Source organism: Deltaproteobacteria bacterium (assembly GCA_029210625.1).
In the GTDB taxonomy this organism is placed as follows: domain Bacteria; phylum Myxococcota; class Myxococcia; order SLRQ01; family SLRQ01; genus JARGFU01.
The window spans coordinates 114,128-131,739 of sequence record JARGFU010000012.1; the positions used below are offsets into that span (position 1 = coordinate 114,128).

Annotated in this window: 19 protein-coding genes; 8 read left to right on the forward strand and 11 right to left on the reverse strand. The window is 70.9% G+C overall.

Annotation, left to right across the window (positions count from 1 at the left end; genetic code table 11):
• Position 1: 1 nt before the first annotated feature.
• The 3 genes from P1V51_13015 to P1V51_13025 all read right to left on the reverse strand — a co-directional run bounded on the left by P1V51_13015 (position 2) and on the right by P1V51_13025 (position 2,192).
• The gene (locus P1V51_13015; GenBank protein MDF1563962.1) at positions 2-394 is read right to left on the reverse strand and encodes a PilZ domain-containing protein; all 393 of its coding nucleotides are present in this window, start codon (positions 392-394) and stop codon (positions 2-4) included.
• A gap of 55 nt (positions 395-449) precedes the next feature.
• Positions 450-959, reverse strand: coding sequence for a PilZ domain-containing protein (locus tag P1V51_13020; protein MDF1563963.1), 510 nt, complete (start codon positions 957-959; stop codon positions 450-452).
• Positions 960-1,157: 198 nt separating this feature from the next.
• Positions 1,158-2,192, reverse strand: a complete 1,035-nt coding sequence (locus tag P1V51_13025; GenBank protein MDF1563964.1) for a rod shape-determining protein — start codon at positions 2,190-2,192, stop codon at positions 1,158-1,160.
• Between the two features lie 116 nt (positions 2,193-2,308).
• Between P1V51_13025 and P1V51_13030 the strand changes: the two genes are divergently transcribed.
• Together P1V51_13030 and P1V51_13035 are read left to right on the forward strand one after the other, a co-directional pair.
• Positions 2,309-4,393: a serine/threonine-protein kinase gene (locus tag P1V51_13030; GenBank protein ID MDF1563965.1), complete on the forward strand. Its 2,085-nt coding sequence runs from the start codon at positions 2,309-2,311 to the stop codon at positions 4,391-4,393.
• A gap of 108 nt (positions 4,394-4,501) precedes the next feature.
• Positions 4,502-5,758 (forward strand): GGDEF domain-containing protein, encoded by a 1,257-nt coding sequence (locus P1V51_13035; protein MDF1563966.1) that lies wholly within the window; start codon positions 4,502-4,504, stop codon positions 5,756-5,758.
• Between the two features lie 50 nt (positions 5,759-5,808).
• On the opposite strand, the gene P1V51_13040 is transcribed toward P1V51_13035, so the two are convergent.
• From P1V51_13040 to P1V51_13060, 5 genes are all read right to left on the reverse strand, one after another.
• On the reverse strand, positions 5,809-6,531 hold the full coding sequence (locus P1V51_13040) for a hypothetical protein (protein ID MDF1563967.1): 723 nt from the start codon (positions 6,529-6,531) through the stop codon (positions 5,809-5,811).
• Between the two features lie 466 nt (positions 6,532-6,997).
• Positions 6,998-7,786 (reverse strand): hypothetical protein, encoded by a 789-nt coding sequence (locus tag P1V51_13045; GenBank protein MDF1563968.1) that lies wholly within the window; start codon positions 7,784-7,786, stop codon positions 6,998-7,000.
• Entirely contained in the window at positions 7,783-8,286 is a 504-nt protein-coding gene (locus P1V51_13050) for an AAA family ATPase (GenBank protein ID MDF1563969.1), read from the reverse strand. Before P1V51_13050 ends, P1V51_13045 begins: the two co-directional genes overlap by 4 nt.
• 39 nt (positions 8,287-8,325) lie before the next feature.
• Complete coding sequence (locus P1V51_13055; GenBank protein MDF1563970.1) at positions 8,326-8,655, reverse strand: ATP-binding cassette domain-containing protein; 330 nt, start codon at positions 8,653-8,655, stop codon at positions 8,326-8,328.
• Positions 8,648-9,058 (reverse strand): GntR family transcriptional regulator, encoded by a 411-nt coding sequence (locus P1V51_13060; GenBank protein ID MDF1563971.1) that lies wholly within the window; start codon positions 9,056-9,058, stop codon positions 8,648-8,650. The genes P1V51_13055 and P1V51_13060 overlap by 8 nt, the downstream gene beginning before the upstream one ends.
• Before the next feature lie 140 nt (positions 9,059-9,198).
• Here P1V51_13060 and P1V51_13065 point away from each other — a divergent pair, with 140 nt between their 5' ends.
• Together P1V51_13065 and P1V51_13070 are read left to right on the forward strand one after the other, a co-directional pair.
• Complete coding sequence (locus tag P1V51_13065) at positions 9,199-9,426, forward strand: CopG family transcriptional regulator (GenBank protein ID MDF1563972.1); 228 nt, start codon at positions 9,199-9,201, stop codon at positions 9,424-9,426.
• Positions 9,413-9,673: a type II toxin-antitoxin system RelE/ParE family toxin gene (locus tag P1V51_13070; GenBank protein ID MDF1563973.1), complete on the forward strand. Its 261-nt coding sequence runs from the start codon at positions 9,413-9,415 to the stop codon at positions 9,671-9,673. The genes P1V51_13065 and P1V51_13070 overlap by 14 nt, the downstream gene beginning before the upstream one ends.
• A gap of 103 nt (positions 9,674-9,776) precedes the next feature.
• Here P1V51_13070 and P1V51_13075 read toward each other — a convergent pair whose 3' ends face one another.
• Positions 9,777-11,006 carry an argininosuccinate synthase gene (locus tag P1V51_13075; GenBank protein ID MDF1563974.1) on the reverse strand — a complete coding sequence of 410 codons (1,230 nt, stop codon included), beginning with the start codon at positions 11,004-11,006 and terminating at the stop codon, positions 9,777-9,779.
• Between the two features lie 339 nt (positions 11,007-11,345).
• Here P1V51_13075 and P1V51_13080 point away from each other — a divergent pair, with 339 nt between their 5' ends.
• Entirely contained in the window at positions 11,346-11,894 is a 549-nt protein-coding gene (locus P1V51_13080; GenBank protein MDF1563975.1) for a hypothetical protein, read from the forward strand.
• On the opposite strand, the gene P1V51_13085 is transcribed toward P1V51_13080, so the two are convergent.
• On the reverse strand, positions 11,891-13,606 hold the full coding sequence (locus P1V51_13085; protein MDF1563976.1) for a hypothetical protein: 1,716 nt from the start codon (positions 13,604-13,606) through the stop codon (positions 11,891-11,893). The genes P1V51_13080 and P1V51_13085 overlap by 4 nt on opposite strands.
• 199 nt (positions 13,607-13,805) lie before the next feature.
• On the opposite strand from P1V51_13085, the gene P1V51_13090 reads away from it, so the two are divergent.
• Genes P1V51_13090 through P1V51_13100 form a run of 3 tightly spaced genes read left to right on the forward strand, consistent with a single transcriptional unit; the run spans position 13,806 to position 15,761 of the window.
• Positions 13,806-14,516 (forward strand): hypothetical protein, encoded by a 711-nt coding sequence (locus P1V51_13090; protein ID MDF1563977.1) that lies wholly within the window; start codon positions 13,806-13,808, stop codon positions 14,514-14,516.
• Positions 14,501-15,331 carry an LEA type 2 family protein gene (locus tag P1V51_13095; protein ID MDF1563978.1) on the forward strand — a complete coding sequence of 277 codons (831 nt, stop codon included), beginning with the start codon at positions 14,501-14,503 and terminating at the stop codon, positions 15,329-15,331. The genes P1V51_13090 and P1V51_13095 overlap by 16 nt, the downstream gene beginning before the upstream one ends.
• Before the next feature lie 4 nt (positions 15,332-15,335).
• Positions 15,336-15,761 carry a hemerythrin domain-containing protein gene (locus tag P1V51_13100; GenBank protein MDF1563979.1) on the forward strand — a complete coding sequence of 142 codons (426 nt, stop codon included), beginning with the start codon at positions 15,336-15,338 and terminating at the stop codon, positions 15,759-15,761.
• Positions 15,762-15,771: 10 nt separating this feature from the next.
• Here P1V51_13100 and glmS read toward each other — a convergent pair whose 3' ends face one another.
• Positions 15,772-17,607, reverse strand: coding sequence for a glutamine--fructose-6-phosphate transaminase (isomerizing) (gene glmS / locus P1V51_13105; protein MDF1563980.1), 1,836 nt, complete (start codon positions 17,605-17,607; stop codon positions 15,772-15,774).
• Between the last annotated feature and the right edge of the window lie 5 nt (positions 17,608-17,612).

Consider the following 17,612-nt stretch of genomic DNA (forward strand, 5'->3'; position numbering starts at 1 on the left):
TTCACTCGTCGGCGGAGGCCAGGATCTCGCCGGTGAAGCTCTGGATCCGGTCGCGGTCCGAGTCGCTCAGATCGAGGAACTGCACGCCCATGCCCAGGCCATCCCCGCGCTCGGGCACGTTCACCACCTGCCCGCGGCAGCGGATCGGCACGGCGTCCGGGCCTGGCAGCATGAAGACCACCTCGACCTCGGTGCCCACCGGATGGGGGATCGCCCGGTCGAAGAAGGCCCCACCCTCGGAGAGATCGCCGCTGACGTGGAAGTAGAGGTCGCCTCCAGCGGTGAGCTCCATGGGGATCGCCAGGACGTGCCGCTCGGAGGTCCTCCGGTCCACCTTGCGGCGTTCCTTGATGAAGTCCTCGTGCTTCTGTCGGCGGTCGCGTGCCCTGCTCATGGTCGAGGGAGGCAGATTACCACAACCCGCAGGTCCAGTGGTCGACCCCTCCCCCTCAAAAACGATGGCCGCTGGCCAGGGCCAGCCCCTCCCGGGGGGCCAGGAGGCGCCCGATCCGGCGGGCGTCACAGGGGCGCAGGCCCACGAAGCGGTAGCCCAGGACCCCGTCCCCGTCGTGGCTGACCACCTGGGCCCAGGTCATCAGGGGGAACTCCTCCAGGTCGTCGGGCAGCTCGAAGGTCAGGCGCACCAGGGTGCCGATGGGCAGGGGCGGCCCGTCCCCCAGGCTGGTCCCCAGCACCGAGAGGTCCACGGTCAGGGCCCGGGTGGCCTCTCCGCCGTAGCGCAGCTCGACCATGAGCTCGATGGGGTGCCGGTCGAAGCCCCGCCGGCTGCGGGTCCGCCGCTCGTCGCCCCGCCGGCGCTCGTCCCCGAAGCGGTGGACGGGCACCAGGCTGCCCCGGCGGTCGTCCTGCCGGCGATCGGGGACGTTCCCGCCGGAAGGATCGGAGGGCAGGTCGGCGAGGGGGTTGGTGAAGAGGTCGGTGGAGAGGGCGTGGGGCATGGGGGCCTCCTGGCAGGCTTCGTTTCCCTCCCCCTTTCCAAGGCCCGTGCCAGCCGGGCCGGACGCAGCGCGTCGCGTCATTCCGGGCACTTAGCCCGGAGCGCCCGCCGGCCGGCCCGCCCCCTGGTGTGTGGTTGCGCGTACAGGCACCGACCTGTGCACACCAGGGTCCAGTTTCTGAACAGCCCCGGGCCGGACCTAGGAGTGGGCCGTGACCTGGCGGAGCATGTCGATCTCCTCGAGGGCCTTGCCGGCCCCGATGACCACCGCCGAGAGGGGGTCCTCGGCCAGGAAGACCGGCAGGCCGGTCTCCTCGCGCAGGAGCAGATCGAGGTTCTTCAGGAGCGCGCCGCCGCCGGCCAGGACGATGCCCCGGTCGGCGATGTCGCCGGCCAGCTCGGGCGGGGTGCGCTCGAGGGTGACCTTCACCGCCTCGACGATGGCGTTCACCGGCTCGGAGAGGGCGTCGCGGATCTCGTCGGAGGAGACCGTCAGGGTGCGGGGCACGCCGGCCACCAGGTCGCGGCCCTTGATCTCCATCTGGGTGACCTCGTCGGAGGGGTAGGCGTTCCCGACGGTCATCTTGATGAGCTCGGCGCTGCGCTCACCGATGAGCAAGTTGTACTTGCGCTTGATGTGCTGGATGATCGCCTCGTCCATCTTGTCGCCGCCCACCCGCACGGAGCGGGAGTAGACGATGCCGGCGAGCGAGATGACGGCGACGTCGGAGGTGCCGCCGCCGATGTCGACGATCATGTTGCCGGCCGGCTCGGTGATCGGCAGGCCGGCGCCGATGGCCGCGGCCATGGGCTGCTCGATGAGGTAGACCTCACGGGCGCCGGCGCTCTCGGCGGCCTCGCGCACGGCGCGGCGCTCGACCTCGGTGATGCCCGAGGGGATGCCGATGATGATCCGGGGCTTCACCAGCGCCTTGCGGTTGTGGGCGGTCTGGATGAAGTAGCGCAGCATCGCCGCGGTGATCTCGAAGTCGGCGATGACGCCGTCCTTCATCGGGCGGATGGCCACGATGTTCCCCGGGGTGCGGCCGAGCATCTCCTTGGCCTGCTTGCCCACCGCCAGCACCTTCTTGCCGCCGCGGGCGTCCTGCTGCACGGCGACCACCGAGGGCTCGTTGGAGACGATCCCCGCCCCCTTCACCACGATGAGGGTGTTCGCGGTCCCCAGGTCGATGGCGAGGTCTCGGGAGAAGATCTGATAGAGCCAGTTCAGCATTCGCGTTGGTCCCCTGGCGGCGCGTGCCGGTCACGGTCGGGTCCCCGCTTTCTGCCGTCTATCCGGCGTAATCACAAGGAGTTTTCCAAAAGGTGTAGACTGCAAGGTTGCAACGCATGGCCGCCCCTGTTTCATCCGCGGAGCTCGAGCTCGCCCCGCCGGCCGGGGACATGCCCCCCTGTCCGCAGTGCGGCCACGTCCACCTGAGCCCCACGAACTACTGCGGCGGCTGCGGCGCCGACCTCCGGGGGCTGGGCGGAGACACCGACACCCTGGTGGGCGCCTCCCTCGATGTCCTCATCGACGGCCGCTACAAGATCCAGGCGAAGCTCGGCGAGGGGGGGATGGGCTCGGTCTTCCGGGTCGAGCACGTCCGGATGGGCAAGGTCTGCGCCCTCAAGCTCCTGCGCCCCGAGCTGGTCGACGGCCCCCGGGGCAAGATGGTGCGGGACCGCTTCAAGCAGGAGGCGCGGATCGTCTCCCGGCTGGTCCACCACAACACCATCCAGGTCTTCGACTTCGGCCAGACCCGGGACGGCGCCCTCTACCTGGTGATGGAGTTCATCCGGGGCCGGCCCCTCTCCGACATCCTGCGGGAGGCCGGGCGCCTGCCCGAGCTGCGGGTGGCCAGCATCGGCGCCCAGGTCCTGCGCTCCCTGGCCGAGGCCCACGAGGCCGAGATCATCCACCGGGACATCAAGCCGGCCAACGTGATGCTGGTCGATCTGCGGGATCGCAAGGACTTCGTGAAGGTCCTCGACTTCGGCATCGCCAAGCTCACCGCCCGCGCGAAGGGCGACACCGGCGCCGGCGAGATCGTCGGCACCCCCTACTACCTCTCCCCCGAGCAGGCCCGGGGCGACCCCCTCGACGGCCGCAGCGACCTCTACTCCCTCGGGGCGATGCTCTTCGAGATGCTCACCGGGCAGGTGCCCTTCACCGCCGAGACCCCGCTGGGCGTGATGACGGCCCACATCACCCGGCCGGTGCCCAAGATCCGGGAGCACGAGGGAGGCCAGGGGGTGAGCGCCGAGATGGCGGCCATCCTCGAGAAGGCGATGGCCAAGCGCCCGGCCGACCGCTTCACCGACGCCGACGAGATGCGCGCGGCCCTCGAGGCGCTGGTGGGCCGGGGCCTGGGGACCTCCCAGGAGATCGTGGCCCTGCCGGTGGATCCCACCGAGAGCGGGTCGCACCTGGCCGCCCGGGCCGACTTCGAGCGCTTCGCCCGCCGCCTGGTCATCTCCCGCTTCCTCAAGGCGATGGCGCCGGCGGTGCTCCTCGCGGGCGGCCTCGGCGGCGCCTACGCCTGGTGGCAGCAGCCCGCGCCTCCCCTCAGCGTCGAGGCCGAGCCCAACGACGATCCCCGCACCGCCAACCTCCTCTCCCCCGAGCGGGTCTCGGATCTGCCCTCCCTCGCCGCCCGCCTGGCCTCCCGCCAGGAGGGCCTGCGCACCGTCGAGGGCCACCTGGGCAAGCGGATCTCGAGGACCCAGGGGGACGCCGACTTCTACCGGCTCGAGCTGCCCGGCCCCGACCCCGCCACCCTCTTCGCGAGCATCGAAGGGCTGCCCAACATCGATCTGGTGCTGGAGCTGCTGGGCGAGCGCCGGGACGCCCCCGGCAAGCTGGAGGTGATCGCCCGCGCCGATCGCAAGGGCACCCACCGCGGCGAGGCGCTCCCGGCCATCGAGATCACGCCGGGCACCTGGATGCTCCAGGTGCGCCAGGTGCTGGTGGGCGACGAGGACGGCAAGCTCCCCCTGCCGGTGGAGAACGTCTCGGACGACTACCAGCTGAAGGTCGCCCTGCTCCCCTCCGGCCTCACCCAGGAGCGCGAGCCCAACGATCGGCCCGAGGAGGCCAGCCCCCTGCCGGCCGGGAAGCCCGTGATGGCCATGACCGGCCTGGGCGGCTCGGAGGACTGGTGGCGGCTCGAGGCGATCCCCGAGGGCGCCGAGCTCACCCTCTCCGCCCCGGAGGAGGCCGACCTCGAGGTGGTGGTGCCCCCGGCCGAGGGCGCGAGCAAGAAGCAGCGCCGGCGCCCCCGGGCGCGACTCCAGGTGCGGGCCGGCAGCACCGGCACCCTGCAACTCCCCGCGAGCCCCGAGGCGCCGCTCTCCCTGCTGGTGCGCACCGAGCGCTGCGAGAGCGCCTCCGCGGCCTACGCCCTCGAGCTCACCCTCCCCGGCCAACCCTGAGGCGAGCTCGAACGCGCGGGCCTCCGCTTCGGGCGGTGGGCGCCCGGCGTCGCCGCGGGGAGTGACCTCACCCCCCACCTGAGGCTATGTCGCCGGATGGGGTTGGAGATGGGTAGGGACGGGGTGAGCAGCGGGCCGCGAGGGCTCTGGCCCACCGGCGCGCTCGCGCTGGGTCCCGACCTCGACGGCGAGGCGCAGCGCAGCAACCTGCAGCGCCTGCAGCAGGTGACCCGGGCGCGCTGGATCGCCCTGGGGGGCTTCGTGCTCTACGTGGCCTGCCTCTACTTCGTCGCGCTGCGCGGGGACGGCTCCCTGCTCTCGCCCGAGCAGCTCCACGCCCCGGTCGCCTCCCTCTTCGTGGTCTTCACCTACAACCTCCTCTTCCAGCTCACCCACCGGCGCTGGGCGCAGGTCTGGCAGGCCAACCTCTGGCTGCTCCTGCTCGACACCCTGATCGTGACGGTCGTGGTGCACTACTCGGGCGGCATCCAGAGCCTCTTCTGGGTGCTCTACGTCCTGATCATCATGGAGACGGCGTTCCTCCTCGAGCGCCCCCGCGAGATCTGGACCGTGATGGGCTTCGTGCTGGTCCTCTACGGTGGACTCATCGGCGCGGAGCACTTCGGCGCCCTGCCCACCCTGCCCATGCCCTTCCTCCGGCCGGCCCTGCTGGAGAACCACGACTTCCTGCTCGTCACCCTGGGCCTGGTGCTGGCCATCTGCTCGGCGGTCTGCGGGGTCTCGATCACCCTGGCCCGGATGATCCGGGACCGGGAGGCGGCCCTGCGCCAGATGGTCGTGCGGGACGAGCTGACGGGGCTCTACAACCGCCGGCACTTCTTCCAGTGCCTGCACGGTGAGCTCGCGCGCTGCGAGCGCTACGGGGGCACCTTCTCCCTGCTGCTGGTCGACCTCGACGACTTCAAGCAGATCAACGACCGCCAGGGCCACCTGATCGGCGACGAGGTCCTGCGGGCCACCGCCAAGATCCTCGGCGCGAGCCTCCGCCGCAGCGGGGGCGAGCGGGGCTACGACGTGGACATCGCCTGCCGCTACGGGGGCGAGGAGTTCGCGATCATCCTCCCGGAGACCGGCTGCCCCTCCCCGGCGGGCGGGGCCTTCCGGGTGGCCGAGCGGGTGCGAAATCGGCTCTCGGCGACGCTCATCTCCGGCCACCGGATCACGGCGACCATCGGCCTCAGCACCTACCCCGAGCACGGCCGGACGCCCGACGCGCTGATCGCGGCCGCCGACGAGGCGCTCTACCGGGCCAAGGCCCAGGGCAAGAACCGGGTGCTGATCGCCTCTCCGTCCCGGCGCGAGCCGGCGGCGCCCGACGGCCTCGCCCGGCGCCGCCTGGCCTGATCCCCAACCGCGCCCGTTCGGGCTGGCGTTGCCTGCCTGGAGTCGAGGGTTCAGCGTCGATCCGGCAGCCACCATGGAGCGGGTTTGGGCTCGAGGATCGGGGTCACCGATCCATCCGGATCCAGCAGGAGTAGACCTCCTCCATGGTCCCTCTGCAGTAGGCGGGTGCCCAGGCTTCCGACCGGAAGCGCCGAGAACTCGGCTCGCGACCACCAGCTATTCCTCAGCTCCACATCGCGTGCCACCTCTGACCACTCCCCGGAGGCCAGGTCGACGAGGTGGGTTGTCTTCTCGTAGGTCTTGCCTGGACCGAAGCGCGTGAGACCGACCACCAGCTTGCCAGGCTCGAGCTCCCAGCCCAGCTCTCCCGTGAACGTCGCTCCCGGCACCCTGCCCGGCAGCGCCAGGGTCCGGGCGTCGCTCTCACCAGCGACATTCAAGGCAAGGGTCCCCGACTCGTCCCGCCGGAAGTAGACGAGTCGATCATCGTCGAGGAGCCGGAAGGCTCGAGCCGTGTCGATCGTGGCCCGGATCTCCAGGGTCTCGGGGTCGAGGAGCCAGGTCTTCTCGTCTCTCCAGCTCGCGAATCCGAGCAAAGGGTCAACGGGTCCCCCGCGGATCAAACCGCTGGGCGACGTCGTGGGTAGCTCCCGACGGGCAACGACTCGCAGCTTCCCTTCCGCTGGATCCAGCTCCTCGAGCACGAGGGTCACCTCGCGGGACTTCGCAGGCTGGACCTGGAGGATGCGCAGGCGCTCTCCGACGAAGGCCATCCTCGGCACCGAATCTCTCGACCTGCTGGCGTTGCGCGTCCTGGCAAGAAGCTCACCGGACTGGAGATCCCAGATCGCGACCTCACCCTACCCCAGGACCGCCAGTCGCCTTCCGCTGGCATCCAGGACCAGATCCAGACCCGAGAGGATCAGGCTGTCGCTCGAGGGCTCGGCCGTGGATTCCAGCCTCCGCGTTCGGACCCCCCGATCACCGAGCTCCGCGACGACGACCCGTGAGGGTCCCTCACCGGGTCGACCTGCGTACTCCAACCATGCCGCCGTGGTGCCGTCTCGCGAGAGCCGCGGCATCGACGCCGCGAAGTACGGAATCTCCCGGGAGAGGCCCGTCCTGGCCTGGACCAGGAAGACCGGATGGCGTCGCACACCACCCCGGGCGCTCCGACCAGCGACGGTCATCCACTCCCCCGTGGAAGCCGTGTCTGTGGCGTAGATCGTTACGAGGTCGTCAACGTCGGCCTTCACCGCCCAGCGGGTGAAGAGATCGGCCCCCACCCCGCAGGGAATCAACATCCCCCAGGTCGCCAGCGCCATCGCCCGGTAACCCCGGCGCAGATCCAGTCGACCGCGCCAGCTGGCGTTCTCCCGCACCGAGCAGCGCGACGACCAGGGCCACCGCGGCCACGACCGCGAGCACCTGCAGCAGCCAAATCTCTCCGACATCGGTGAGCCGCCGCCAGATCATCGTCGCGATCAGCGCCAGGAGGGCCGCGCCCAGGAGGTCCAGCGCCATCCACCCGCTTCGCGCCCGCACCATCAGGCTGATCCAGTTGGCGAGGAGCAGGATCAGGAGCAGCCCGCCCATCACCGCGAGGTCGAGGCCCGGGGGGAAGGGGGTCCCGGCGAAGTCCGCGCCCTCGTAGACGCCGAGCGTCATCAGGATCCGGGTCGGCGCCAGGGTGATCGCGAAGGCCGCCGCTGCCACGCCCCAGGACGTGATCACCTTCCCGAACCAGATCGCCCGGGTGGAGATGGGGCGAGAGAGCAGGAAGGCCAACCGGCCGTCGTCCACCTCCCGGGCCACCGTCGAGCCGCCGAGGCCGATGGCCAGGCCCACGCCGAGGCTCAGCGCGAGCCCCTCCGCCAGCGGCAGGAGCAGCCATCCCCATCCGCCGGCCGGCCGGAGCGGGGGCACGAGAGAGAGCAGGATCGGGAAGACGCCGAAGACCACCGCCACCAGCAGATAGCGCCGGGCACCGAGCCACTCCCGGGAGGCGACCGCCAGCAGGGGCCTCATGACGGCACCTCCTGCTCCCCACCACCGAGGGCGACGAAGATCTCCTCCAGGGAGAGCGCGGAGACCTCGCAGCCCTCCTGGCCCCAACCCTCGGTGAAGTCGCTGACCACGGCCTCCTGCCCCCAGGGCCCCTCGCGCCGCTGAACGACCGTCAGCTCGCCGGCCGGCCCCTCGCCCTCCTGCCAGCGGAGCAGGCGGAAGCGCTCCTTCAAGCGCTCCAGCGGCTCGTCGAGGATCAGCCGTCCCTCCTTCAGGAAGGCCACCCGGTCGGCGAGGCCCTCGATGCCGGCGAGGTCGTGGGTGGTGATCAAGATCGTCCGCCCGCCACCGGCCAGCTCGTCCACCAGCTCCTCCAGGATCGAGCGCCGGGCGACGGCGTCCAGACCGAGAGTGGGATCATCCAGGATCAGCAACTCGGAGTCGGTGGCCAGCGCCAGGGAGAGGGCGACCTGCGCCTTCTGGCCCCTGGAGAGGCGGCGGAAGGGTCGGTGACGAGGGATCGCGAAGCGGGTCAGGCGCCGCTCCAGCGCAACCTGGTTCTAACGCGCGTGGATCGGGGAGACCACCCGCGCGATCTGATCGACGGTGAGCTCGGGCGGAGCGTCGGGGCTCTCCGGGACCACGCCCACCCGCGCCATCAGGGCCGCCCGACGGCGCCAGACCTCCTCCCCGAAGAGGGTGACCCGCCCTGCGTCGGGCCGGCGGTGGCCGAGCAGGCAGCGGATCAGCGAGGACTTGCCCGCCCCGTTACGGCCGAGGAGGGCGCAGACCGAACCCTCGGGCACCACCAGTGAGACCTCGCTCACAGCAGTGCTGCGCCCGTAGCGCACCGTCAGCGCCTCGATCGCGATCGTCACCTCGCTACTCATCGCCCTCCCCTTTCCGGTCCTGCTCCAGCTCGTCGAAGGCCCCGCGCAGGGCCTCGATGGCCTCGGTCCGCCCGGCGTCGAGGGTCCGGGCCAGGCTGGCGTAGCGGGCGGCTCCCTCCCGTAGGCGCTGCTCTCGCTCGCCCTCGTCCAGGATGGGGGCCGCCTCGGCCACGAAGGTGCCCTGCCCTCGCCGCACCTCCAGCACTCCCGCCTCGCAGAGGCGCTGGTAGGCCTTCGAGACCGTCGCCGGGTTGATCCGCAGCTCCCGGGCCAGCTCCCGCACCGAGGGAACGATCGTCCCCGGCTTCAGGGTCCGGCTGGCCACCAGGTTGCGCACGCCCTCCTCGATCTGCCGCCAGATCGGGACGGCATCGGCGGGATCGACGTGCAGCAGGTGGCGCAAGCGGGACTCCTCCCCGGGGTCGGCAGGTGCATCAGTGTAGTAGTACACTGACTCACTCCACCAAGGAGATCAAGTCCCTCGTTCGCGCCTGTCCCGGATGACGCCTTGACGTCATAGCGTCAAGTAGCTACTTTGGAGCCATGAGCGGGAAGCGCGCCACGGTCTATTTCGACGAGGCCCTCCACCGGGTCCTGCGGCTCAAGGCGGCGGAGACCGACCGATCCGTCTCCGACCTGGTGAACGAGGCGGTCCGAGCGAGCCTCGTCGAGGACGCCGAGGACCTCGAGGCCTTCGCCGATCGCGTCAGTGAGCCCGACCTCTCCTTCGAGGAGGTCGTCAAGGGGCTGCACGCCAGTGGCAAGCTATGAGCTGAAGATCAAGCCCTCGGCCGCCAAGGAGCTCGAGGGGATCGGCAGCAAGAAGGACCGGCAGCGCATCGTCGCCCGCATCAGCTCTCTCGCCGTCGACCCCCGCCCCCCCGGCTGCCAGAAGCTCTCGGGCTCGGAGAAGTACCGGGTGCGCCAGGGCGTCTACCGGATCCTCTACACCGTCGACGACGAGATCGTAACCGTCGTGGTCATTCGCATCGCCCACCGCCGCGACGTCTACCGATAGCTTTTCCCGGGGAAGTGAGCGCCCGGCCGCGGCGCGCGCAGCGCCGCAGGGCGCGGCCCCGTGAACCCCTGGCCCGAGCTGGGGGGTTCGGGGGGAGCGGACGCTACCCCCGACTCTTGACGATCAGGCGGTGGGCCTTCAGGCGCAGGGCGTTGATGGCGATGAAGCCCTTGCTGTCCTGCTGGTCGAAGCCCCCGTGGATGTCCATCGAGGAGAGGTTCTCGTCGTAGAGCGAGCTGGGGGAGGTGCGCCCCACCGGCATGCAGTTGCCCTTGTAGAGTTCGAGGGTGACGACGCCGTCGATGAGCTCCTGGGACTTCTTCAGGGCCGCCGAGAGGAAGTCCATCTCGGGGCTGAACCAGTAGCCGTTGTAGATGATGTCGGCGTACTCGGGGGCGAGCATGTCGCGCAGGCGGCGGACCACCTGGTCCATGGCGATGCCCTCGAGGTCGCGCAGGGCCCGGTGGAGGATGGTGCCCCCCGGGGTCTCGTAGATGCCGCGCGACTTGATGCCCACGTAGCGGTTCTCGACGATGTCGATCCGGCCGACGCCGTTCTTGCGGCCCAGCTCGTTGCAGAACTCGAAGAGGGCCAGCGGCTCGGTCTCCTCCCGGCCGTCCTCGAGGTTCTTCACCCGCACCGGGATCGCGTTCCGGAACTCGACATCGATCTTCGTCACCGCGTCCGGCGCGTCGGTCGGGTCGAGGCAGACGGTGAAGATCTCCTTGCCGGGCCGGGCCGAGGGGTCATCGAGGATCCCCGACTCGTAGGACTTGTGCATGAGGTTCTCGTCGGTGGAGAAGGGCTTCTCCAGGGTGACGGGGATCTCGATGCCCTGCTCCTCGGCGAAGGCGATCAGGTCCTTGCGGCCAGCGAAGCGGTCGAGGAAGGCCTTCTCCTTCCAGGGGGCGAAGACCTTCAGGTCCGGGGCGAGGGCGGCGAAGCCCAGCTCGAAGCGCACCTGGTCGTTGCCCTTGCCGGTGGCGCCGTGGGAGACGAGCTGCGCGTTCTCCTGGCGGGCGACGGCGACGTGGGCCTTGGCGATGATGGGGCGGGCCAGGGCGGTGCCCAGGAGGTAGCGCCCCTCGTAGACCGCGTTGCCGGCCACCGCCGGGAAGATGAAGTCGGTGACGAACTCGCGCTTGAGGTCCACCACGTGGACCGCGTCGGCGCCCGTGGCGATGGCCCGGCGGCGCACCTCGTCGAAGTCCTCCTCCTGGCCCACGTCGGCCACGAAGGCCACGACCCGGTAGCCCTCGAGGACCAGCCACTTGAGGATGATGGAGGTGTCGAGGCCTCCGCTGTAGGCGAGAACGACGGTTTCCTTGCTCATGGGCGGGGGTCTACCAGCCCCCCCCGCCGAAAATCCAGCCACCAATGAACCTTTCGGGCCCGCCGGGCGTCAACAAGGTGGGGCGCAGCTCGATCCGGAACCGGGAAAGGAATGGCCTCCCGCCCGGCGAAGCCCTCCGCGCCCACCCTCTACCCCCTGCAACGCTGACACGATGACACGCCCCTGGCGCCAGACCGACACGCCGTCGCGGCCCCCGGGAGGCCTCCGGGGCCCCGCCCGAGGGGCCGCGGCCACCGGATTTCAGGCACTTGGCCGGATCCGGGCCGGGAAATCAGGACTGGCACGCAATGTGGAAACGAACCCAACGTAGGGATGACCATGGAGCGGAGGACACATCGAGCCGATCGTTGGCTCCTCGGGCTGGCCGCCGCGGCGGGGACGCTGCTGCTGGTCGCCACGATGGTCAGCGGTCAGAGCCGGGCCAAGGCGAAGGGCGAGCCCCGCCGGGCGCCCATCGCCCGGGACAGCCGGCTGGTCTACGACCTGGCCCTGATGAACGCCGAGGGCGAGCTCCTGGCGCGGCCGCGCCTCCTGGGGCGGGCCGGACAGCCCCTCCTCCTCACCTACCGCAACCCCGAGGCGCGGGCGCAGGGGCGCTCGCCCGCCCCGGATCTCACCCTGGGCCTGGACGCCCTGGTGGCCCCCGACGGCCTCGACCTGGCCCTCGACCTCGCCCTGGATCGCGGAGCGCCGGAGCGGGTGCGGCTGCGCCTGCCCCTGACCGAGCGCCGCACCCTGCGCATCCCCCGGGAGGGCGGTGACCTCTACCTCGCCATCCACGCCCTCGCCGTCGACACCCCCGAGTTCGACAGCTGGGCGGAGGGCGTCCGGGCCGCCGAGCGCCTGCGGCGCGTGCCGGAGGCCTAGGGCACCTGGGGCAGGAGGGCGTGGAAGGTGCCGGAGACCGTGTAGGTCCCGGCGCTGATCCCCGCCTCCACGTCGGCGGCGTTCGCGGGCACCGCCGTGCAGTCGGGCGCCGAGGTGGCGTGGACCAGCACCAGGGGTGAGTAGCCGGTGGCCGCCAGGCGGTGGGAGAAGACGTTGGCGCCACCGCAGGGCGCGCCGCCGGCGCCGGTGAACTGCCACATCTTGCCGACGAGCACGGTGGGCGGCTCGTTGTCCGGATCGGTCGAGGGCACCAGCGCCAGGGTGTCACCCTCGCCGGTCCCGGGCGCCTCGAAGACGTCGACGCTGCGCTTGTCGGCCCAGACCGTGAGGCGCCGCGGGCTGCCGGGCACCGGCCCGTCCTGGAGGTCCACGGTGGGGTCCACCGGCCAGAGGGCGCGCACCTCGTTGGTGCCCCGCACGACGAAGCCAGTGGCGGGATCGCGGCGGGCGAAGCGCAGGGTGGTGGCGCTCTTGATCCCGTCGGGGGTGTAGCCCTCCACGGCCTCGACCTCCACCACCTGCACCAGGAGCGAGTAGTTGCCCGAGTCGGGGTTCAGCTCGAGCACGGGGGTGCCGAGGGGCGCGCCGGCCGCGTCGACGAACTGGTAGAGCTTGCCCACGCTGAGGCCGCCGGTGCCGAAGACGTTCACCAGGGGCTCGGAGTCGCTCGCGCGGGACATCAGCCAGAAGTCGATGTTCTGGTCGTTCGCCTTGCCGGCGGCGTGGATGATCTCGCCGTTGCGGTTGCTGGCCCGGAAGGCCCCGAAGGCGTCCCGGAGGAACATGTTGGGGTAGGCGGCCGTGGGATAGGGCCCCTGATCCGCGTCGGAGTAGCGGTCGGGATCACAGAGGCCGCCCTCGCGGCAGGACTTGGTGACCGAGCCGCCGCCGTCGACCACGCCCCCGTCCGCATCGACGATCACCTCGGGGCTGACGGTGAAGGGGATCGAGGCGGTCCAGCCCATGCCCTGGCTGTCGAGGAGCTGGATCTGCCACTCGTAGATGCCCGGGGTGTCGACCTGCACCGTGAAGAAGGAGGTCTGCTCGACCATCCAGATCGGCACGTGGGAGAGGCCGTCGGGGCCCAGGGGCGGCACGAAGGAGGAGGGGGCAGGGAACTGACCGTCCACGTTGCCGTCCACGACCTGCCCGGCCCGGGAGATGGTCCCCTCGATGGTGATCGGGAAGGTGTCGTTCGCGATCAGGGGCAGGCCCGTACCCGAGGGGGTGTCCCCGGTGGGCGCGCCCTCGGTGGGGACCAGGTTCATCAGGAGGTAGATCCCCGCGGGCTGGTCGAACTCGGTCTCGATGAAGCCGCCGGTGTGCTTGAAGCCGGCCTCGCTGACGACGCCGGACCACTCGTCGTCGTAGGGCGGCGCGTGCTCGGCGGCGGGGACGATCACCTCGTAGTCCAGGTCGAGCGCGTGCTGGCCGCCGGCGACCAGGGTCTCGAGGGTCTCGCCGAGCTCGATGAAGCCGCCGGCCTGATCGCCCATCGGGGCCGAGAAGAACTGGAAGCCCACCGGCTTCCAGGTCGGGCTGCCGTGGGACTCGAGGAACACCTCGAAGGGGACGTCCGTGCCGCCGCCGCCGTCGGTCCCACCGTCTCCCCCGCCGTTGTTCTTCTTCGGACAGGCCGCGGCGAGCAGGAGGGCGGCACCCAGGGCGAGGGCGGGGGCGAGGCTGCGCATGATCTTCCTTTCGATGAGGCCCGGGCCGGGCGTCTCCTTCGTCAGGCCCCGACGGCACACCAGTCGGGGATACTAAGCGCCACCCCCCGCGGCGTCCGTCAAGGATGACGGGAGCCCAGCCGGCCGAGATTGAACGCCCCGGTTCCGGGTGCTATCGACGAAATCCGACGAAGTTCTCGAGCCCGCAAACGGGGTCCCCATGCGCCGCATCCTCCCTCCCCTCCTCCTGCCCCTCCTCCTCCTCCTTCCTGCCTGCGACGGCGGCGGCGGTGACACCGACGGCGGCGTCGACGTGGTCACCGACGAGGAGTATTTCGGGCTGGCCCTCGGCAGCTGCTTCGTCCTCCAGGGCGGCCTCGGCGGCGTGCAGGAGATGACCATCGGCGTCGAGGCCGAGAACGACGCCCTCGGCTTCATGGCCCGGCAGATCCGCTACCGCCTCGGGGGCTTCCTGCGGCGCACCGACTACGTGACCGTCGAGGACGGCCTGGTGAAGATCCACCAGCGCTCCGAGGTGGGCTCGCCCAACATGGACGTGGAGTTCGACCCGCCCATCGACTGGCTGGCCCGCCCCTTCCGGCCCACCGGGACCAACCCTCTGCGCACCGACACCACGGCCACCGACGTCTTCACCAGCGAGACCGAGACCTGGACGGCGCGCACCTCCCTCACCGAGGCCGAGTCGATCACCGTCCCTGGCCTCGCCGAGGCCGTGGAGGCCTTCCCGGCCTTCGTGGTCTACGACCGCACCGACGCGGGTGGCGGCATGACCTCCCAGGAGGATCGCTTCCACCTCGTCCCCGAGGTCGGCTTCATCAAGGCCGATCTCTTCGGGACCGACTGGCCTGACGTCCAGCTCATCGAGGTCCGCCAACTTCCATCGGGGGAAACGACATGTACGGGAAGCTGAAGTCCACGCTCACGCTCGCCGCTCTCATGCTCGCGCCGGCCTGCGCCGGCAAGCAGGAGGTGGGCCCCGCGCCCGACGCGCCCCGCTTCGAGTACGGCCGCGTGCGAACCACCGCCCAGGACCTGTCGAGCTTCACCGTGACCTTCGACGCCACGGCCCACAACCCGACGGCCGCGGCCATCACCCTGCAGAAGGCCACGCTCGAGCTCTCCACCGGCGACGAGATCCTGGCCGAGGCCGTGGTCGAGCTGAACCTCGAGGTGCCCGCCGGCGGCCAGGCGGACCTCACCCTGCCAGCCTCGGTGACCTACGCGCGCAGCGCCGAGGAGATCCAGGCCTTCGCCCAGACCAAGAGCCTGCCGCTCCTGATGGAGGCGACGGTCTCGGTGGCCGGGGCCAGCCCGATGAGCTTCTCCCGGGCGGGGATGGTCCGCAGCCCTCGCCTGCCCTACCCCACCTTCGGCGATCCCGACGCGGCCCGGCAGCGCAACGACGCCATCGCCGCGGTCTTCCGGCTGGCGGTGCACAACGACAACCCCTTCGAGATCAAGCTCGACTTCGTGCGCTACGACCTGAAGGTCGAGGGCAAGTCCCTCTCCGACGGCAAGCTCGGCCTGGGCCAGACCATCCCGCCCTCCTCCTCCGCCCTCTTCGAGGTGCCGGTGGATCTGACCGAGGCGGAGCTCCCTGGCCTGGAGGTGACCGTGAAGGAGAAGAACGCCCTGGACTACGAGCTCGTCGGCAGCATCGAGATCGACGGCCTCTCCCTGCCCATCGATCTCGAGAGCTCGATCCAGTTCACCGCCGAGCGCTGATCGCATGGCAACCAGTCGCCACGCAGACAAGATCGTCTGGTCGAACCGCCTGGTCACGGGCTCGGCCAACCTCGACGCCGAGCACCGCGAGATCGTCGAGTGGCTGGGCTTGGTCGCTCGCTCCATCGAGGGCGAGGACGAGAGCCACGGCCTCTTCCACGCCTCCCGCTACCTGCGCCGCTTCTGGGACGACCACACCGAGCACGAGCGCTCCATGATGTTGGACCGCGGCTACGACCCTCAGGCGACCGCGGCGCACCTGGCGTCGCACCAGGAGCTCGTCGTGCTCCTCGACTCGATCCAGACCGCCCACGGCCTCGGCGAGCGCCCCGCGGCCACCCTGCACCAGATCTACGTCTGGCTGATCGACCACATCGAGCGCCACGACGCCCCCTTCATCGCCTTCATCCGGTCGATGAACGAGCGCTGAAGGGGCGCGCTCACTCCACGGTCACGCTCTTGGCGAGGTTGCGGGGCTGATCCACGTCCGTGCCGCGGTGATCGGCCACGTGGTAGGCCAGCAGCTGGAGGGGCACCGTGGCGACCAGGGGCTCCATCAGGGCGGAGACCTCGGGGATGTAGAGCACCTCGGAGGCGAGGGCTCTGATCTGCTCGTCGCCCGCGGTCGCGATGGCGACGATCCGCCCGCCGCGGGCCCGCACCTCCTCGATGTTGGCCAGGGTCTTCTCGTAGGCCGCGTGCCGCGTCGCGATCACCACCACCGGCAGCCCCTCCTCGATGAGTGCGATCGGGCCGTGCTTCATCTCGCCGGAGGGATACCCCTCGGCGTGGATGTAGGAGATCTCCTTGAGCTTCAGCGCCCCCTCGAGGGCGATCGGGAAGGTCAGCCCCCGCCCGAGGAAGAGGGCGTCGGTGGCGCCGGCGATCTCCACCGCGGCGCGCTGGACGGCCTCCTCCGACTCGAGGACCTCGGCGATCTGGTGGGGCACCTTCAGCAGGGCCGAGAGCTCGCGCCGGGCCTCCTCCTCGCCGAGGGTGCCGCGGGCGCGTCCGAGGCGGACGGCCAGCAGGGTCAGCGCCGCCAGCTGGGTGGTGAAGCACTTGGTGGAGGCCACGCCGATCTCGGGCCCGGCGTGGGTATAGAGCACCCCATCCGCCTGCCGGGCGATGGCCGAGCCCACGACGTTGACGAGGCCCAGGCTGGGCGCGCCCTTGGCCTTCGCCTCGCCCAGGGCCGCCAGGGTGTCGGCGGTCTCTCCGGACTGGGAGATCGGCACCAGCAGGGTCCCGCCGTCCACGAGGGGATCGCGGTAGCGGAACTCGGAGGCCAGATCGACCTCCACCGGGATCCGGGCGAGGCGCTCGATGAGGAACTTGCCCACGAGGCCGGCGTGCCAGCTGGTGCCGCAGGCCACGATGACCACGCGCTGCAGGGCCTTCAGCCGCTCGTCGTCCTCGAGGCCGGTGTGCTCGAGCGCCACGTCCGCCCGCTCGAGCTCCACCCGGCCGGCGAGGGTGTCCGCCACCGCGCGCGGCTGCTCGTGGATCTCCTTGTGCATGAAGTGCTTGTGCCCGCCCTTCTCGGCCATCACCGGAGACCAGGTGATGTGGGTGGGCTCCCGCTCGATCTGCTCGCCGGAGAAGGTGGTGAGGGTGACCCCCTGGCGGGTCACGGTGGCAACCTCGCCCTCCTCGAGGAAGATCACGTCGCGGGTGTGATCGAGGAGCGCGGGGACGTCCGAGGCGACGAGGGTGGCCCCCTCGGCCAGGCCGATCACCAGCGGCGAGGCGTTCTTCGCCACGACGATCTGATCCAGCTCGCCCTCGCAGAGGACGGCGAGGGCGTAGGTGCCCTCGACCCGCGAGAGGGCCGCGCGCACGGCGTCGGTGAGGGTCTCGGCTCCGCCGCCCAGCTCGCGGGAGATGAGGTGGGCGAAGATCTCGGTGTCGGTGTCCGAGGCGAAGACGCAGCCCTCGGCCTGGAGCTCGGCCCGCAGCCGGAGGTGGTTCTCGATGATGCCGTTGTGGACGACGGCCACCCCGTCCTGCACGTGGGGGTGCGCGTTCCGCTCGGAGGGGGGCCCGTGGGTCGCCCAGCGGGTGTGGCCGATGCCGCACTGGCCCGCCGGGGTCCGCTCGCGCAGCAGCGCGATCAGGCCGGCCAGCTTCCCCTCGGCCCGCACGGTCTCGAGGCCCGCCGGCGAGACCACCGCCAGCCCGGCCGAGTCGTAGCCCCGATACTCCAGGCGGGAGAGCCCGCTCACCAGGATGGGCGCCGCCTCCTCACCACCGACGTATCCGACGATTCCGCACATGACGC

Coding starts and splice junctions, on each gene's coding strand:
- P1V51_13015 (MDF1563962.1), bottom strand. CDS start 394: ATGAGCAGGGCACGCGACCGCCGACAGAAGCACGAGGACTTCATCAAG.
- P1V51_13020 (MDF1563963.1), bottom strand. CDS start 959: ATGCCCCACGCCCTCTCCACCGACCTCTTCACCAACCCCCTCGCCGAC.
- P1V51_13025 (MDF1563964.1), bottom strand. CDS start 2,192: ATGCTGAACTGGCTCTATCAGATCTTCTCCCGAGACCTCGCCATCGAC.
- P1V51_13030 (MDF1563965.1), top strand. CDS start 2,309: ATGGCCGCCCCTGTTTCATCCGCGGAGCTCGAGCTCGCCCCGCCGGCC.
- P1V51_13035 (MDF1563966.1), top strand. CDS start 4,502: ATGGGTAGGGACGGGGTGAGCAGCGGGCCGCGAGGGCTCTGGCCCACC.
- P1V51_13040 (MDF1563967.1), bottom strand. CDS start 6,531: ATGGCCTTCGTCGGAGAGCGCCTGCGCATCCTCCAGGTCCAGCCTGCG.
- P1V51_13045 (MDF1563968.1), bottom strand. CDS start 7,786: ATGAGGCCCCTGCTGGCGGTCGCCTCCCGGGAGTGGCTCGGTGCCCGG.
- P1V51_13055 (MDF1563970.1), bottom strand. CDS start 8,655: ATGAGTAGCGAGGTGACGATCGCGATCGAGGCGCTGACGGTGCGCTAC.
- P1V51_13065 (MDF1563972.1), top strand. CDS start 9,199: ATGAGCGGGAAGCGCGCCACGGTCTATTTCGACGAGGCCCTCCACCGG.
- P1V51_13075 (MDF1563974.1), bottom strand. CDS start 11,006: ATGAGCAAGGAAACCGTCGTTCTCGCCTACAGCGGAGGCCTCGACACC.
- P1V51_13080 (MDF1563975.1), top strand. CDS start 11,346: ATGGAGCGGAGGACACATCGAGCCGATCGTTGGCTCCTCGGGCTGGCC.
- P1V51_13085 (MDF1563976.1), bottom strand. CDS start 13,606: ATGCGCAGCCTCGCCCCCGCCCTCGCCCTGGGTGCCGCCCTCCTGCTC.
- P1V51_13090 (MDF1563977.1), top strand. CDS start 13,806: ATGCGCCGCATCCTCCCTCCCCTCCTCCTGCCCCTCCTCCTCCTCCTT.
- P1V51_13095 (MDF1563978.1), top strand. CDS start 14,501: ATGTACGGGAAGCTGAAGTCCACGCTCACGCTCGCCGCTCTCATGCTC.
- P1V51_13100 (MDF1563979.1), top strand. CDS start 15,336: ATGGCAACCAGTCGCCACGCAGACAAGATCGTCTGGTCGAACCGCCTG.
- glmS (MDF1563980.1), bottom strand. CDS start 17,607: ATGTGCGGAATCGTCGGATACGTCGGTGGTGAGGAGGCGGCGCCCATC.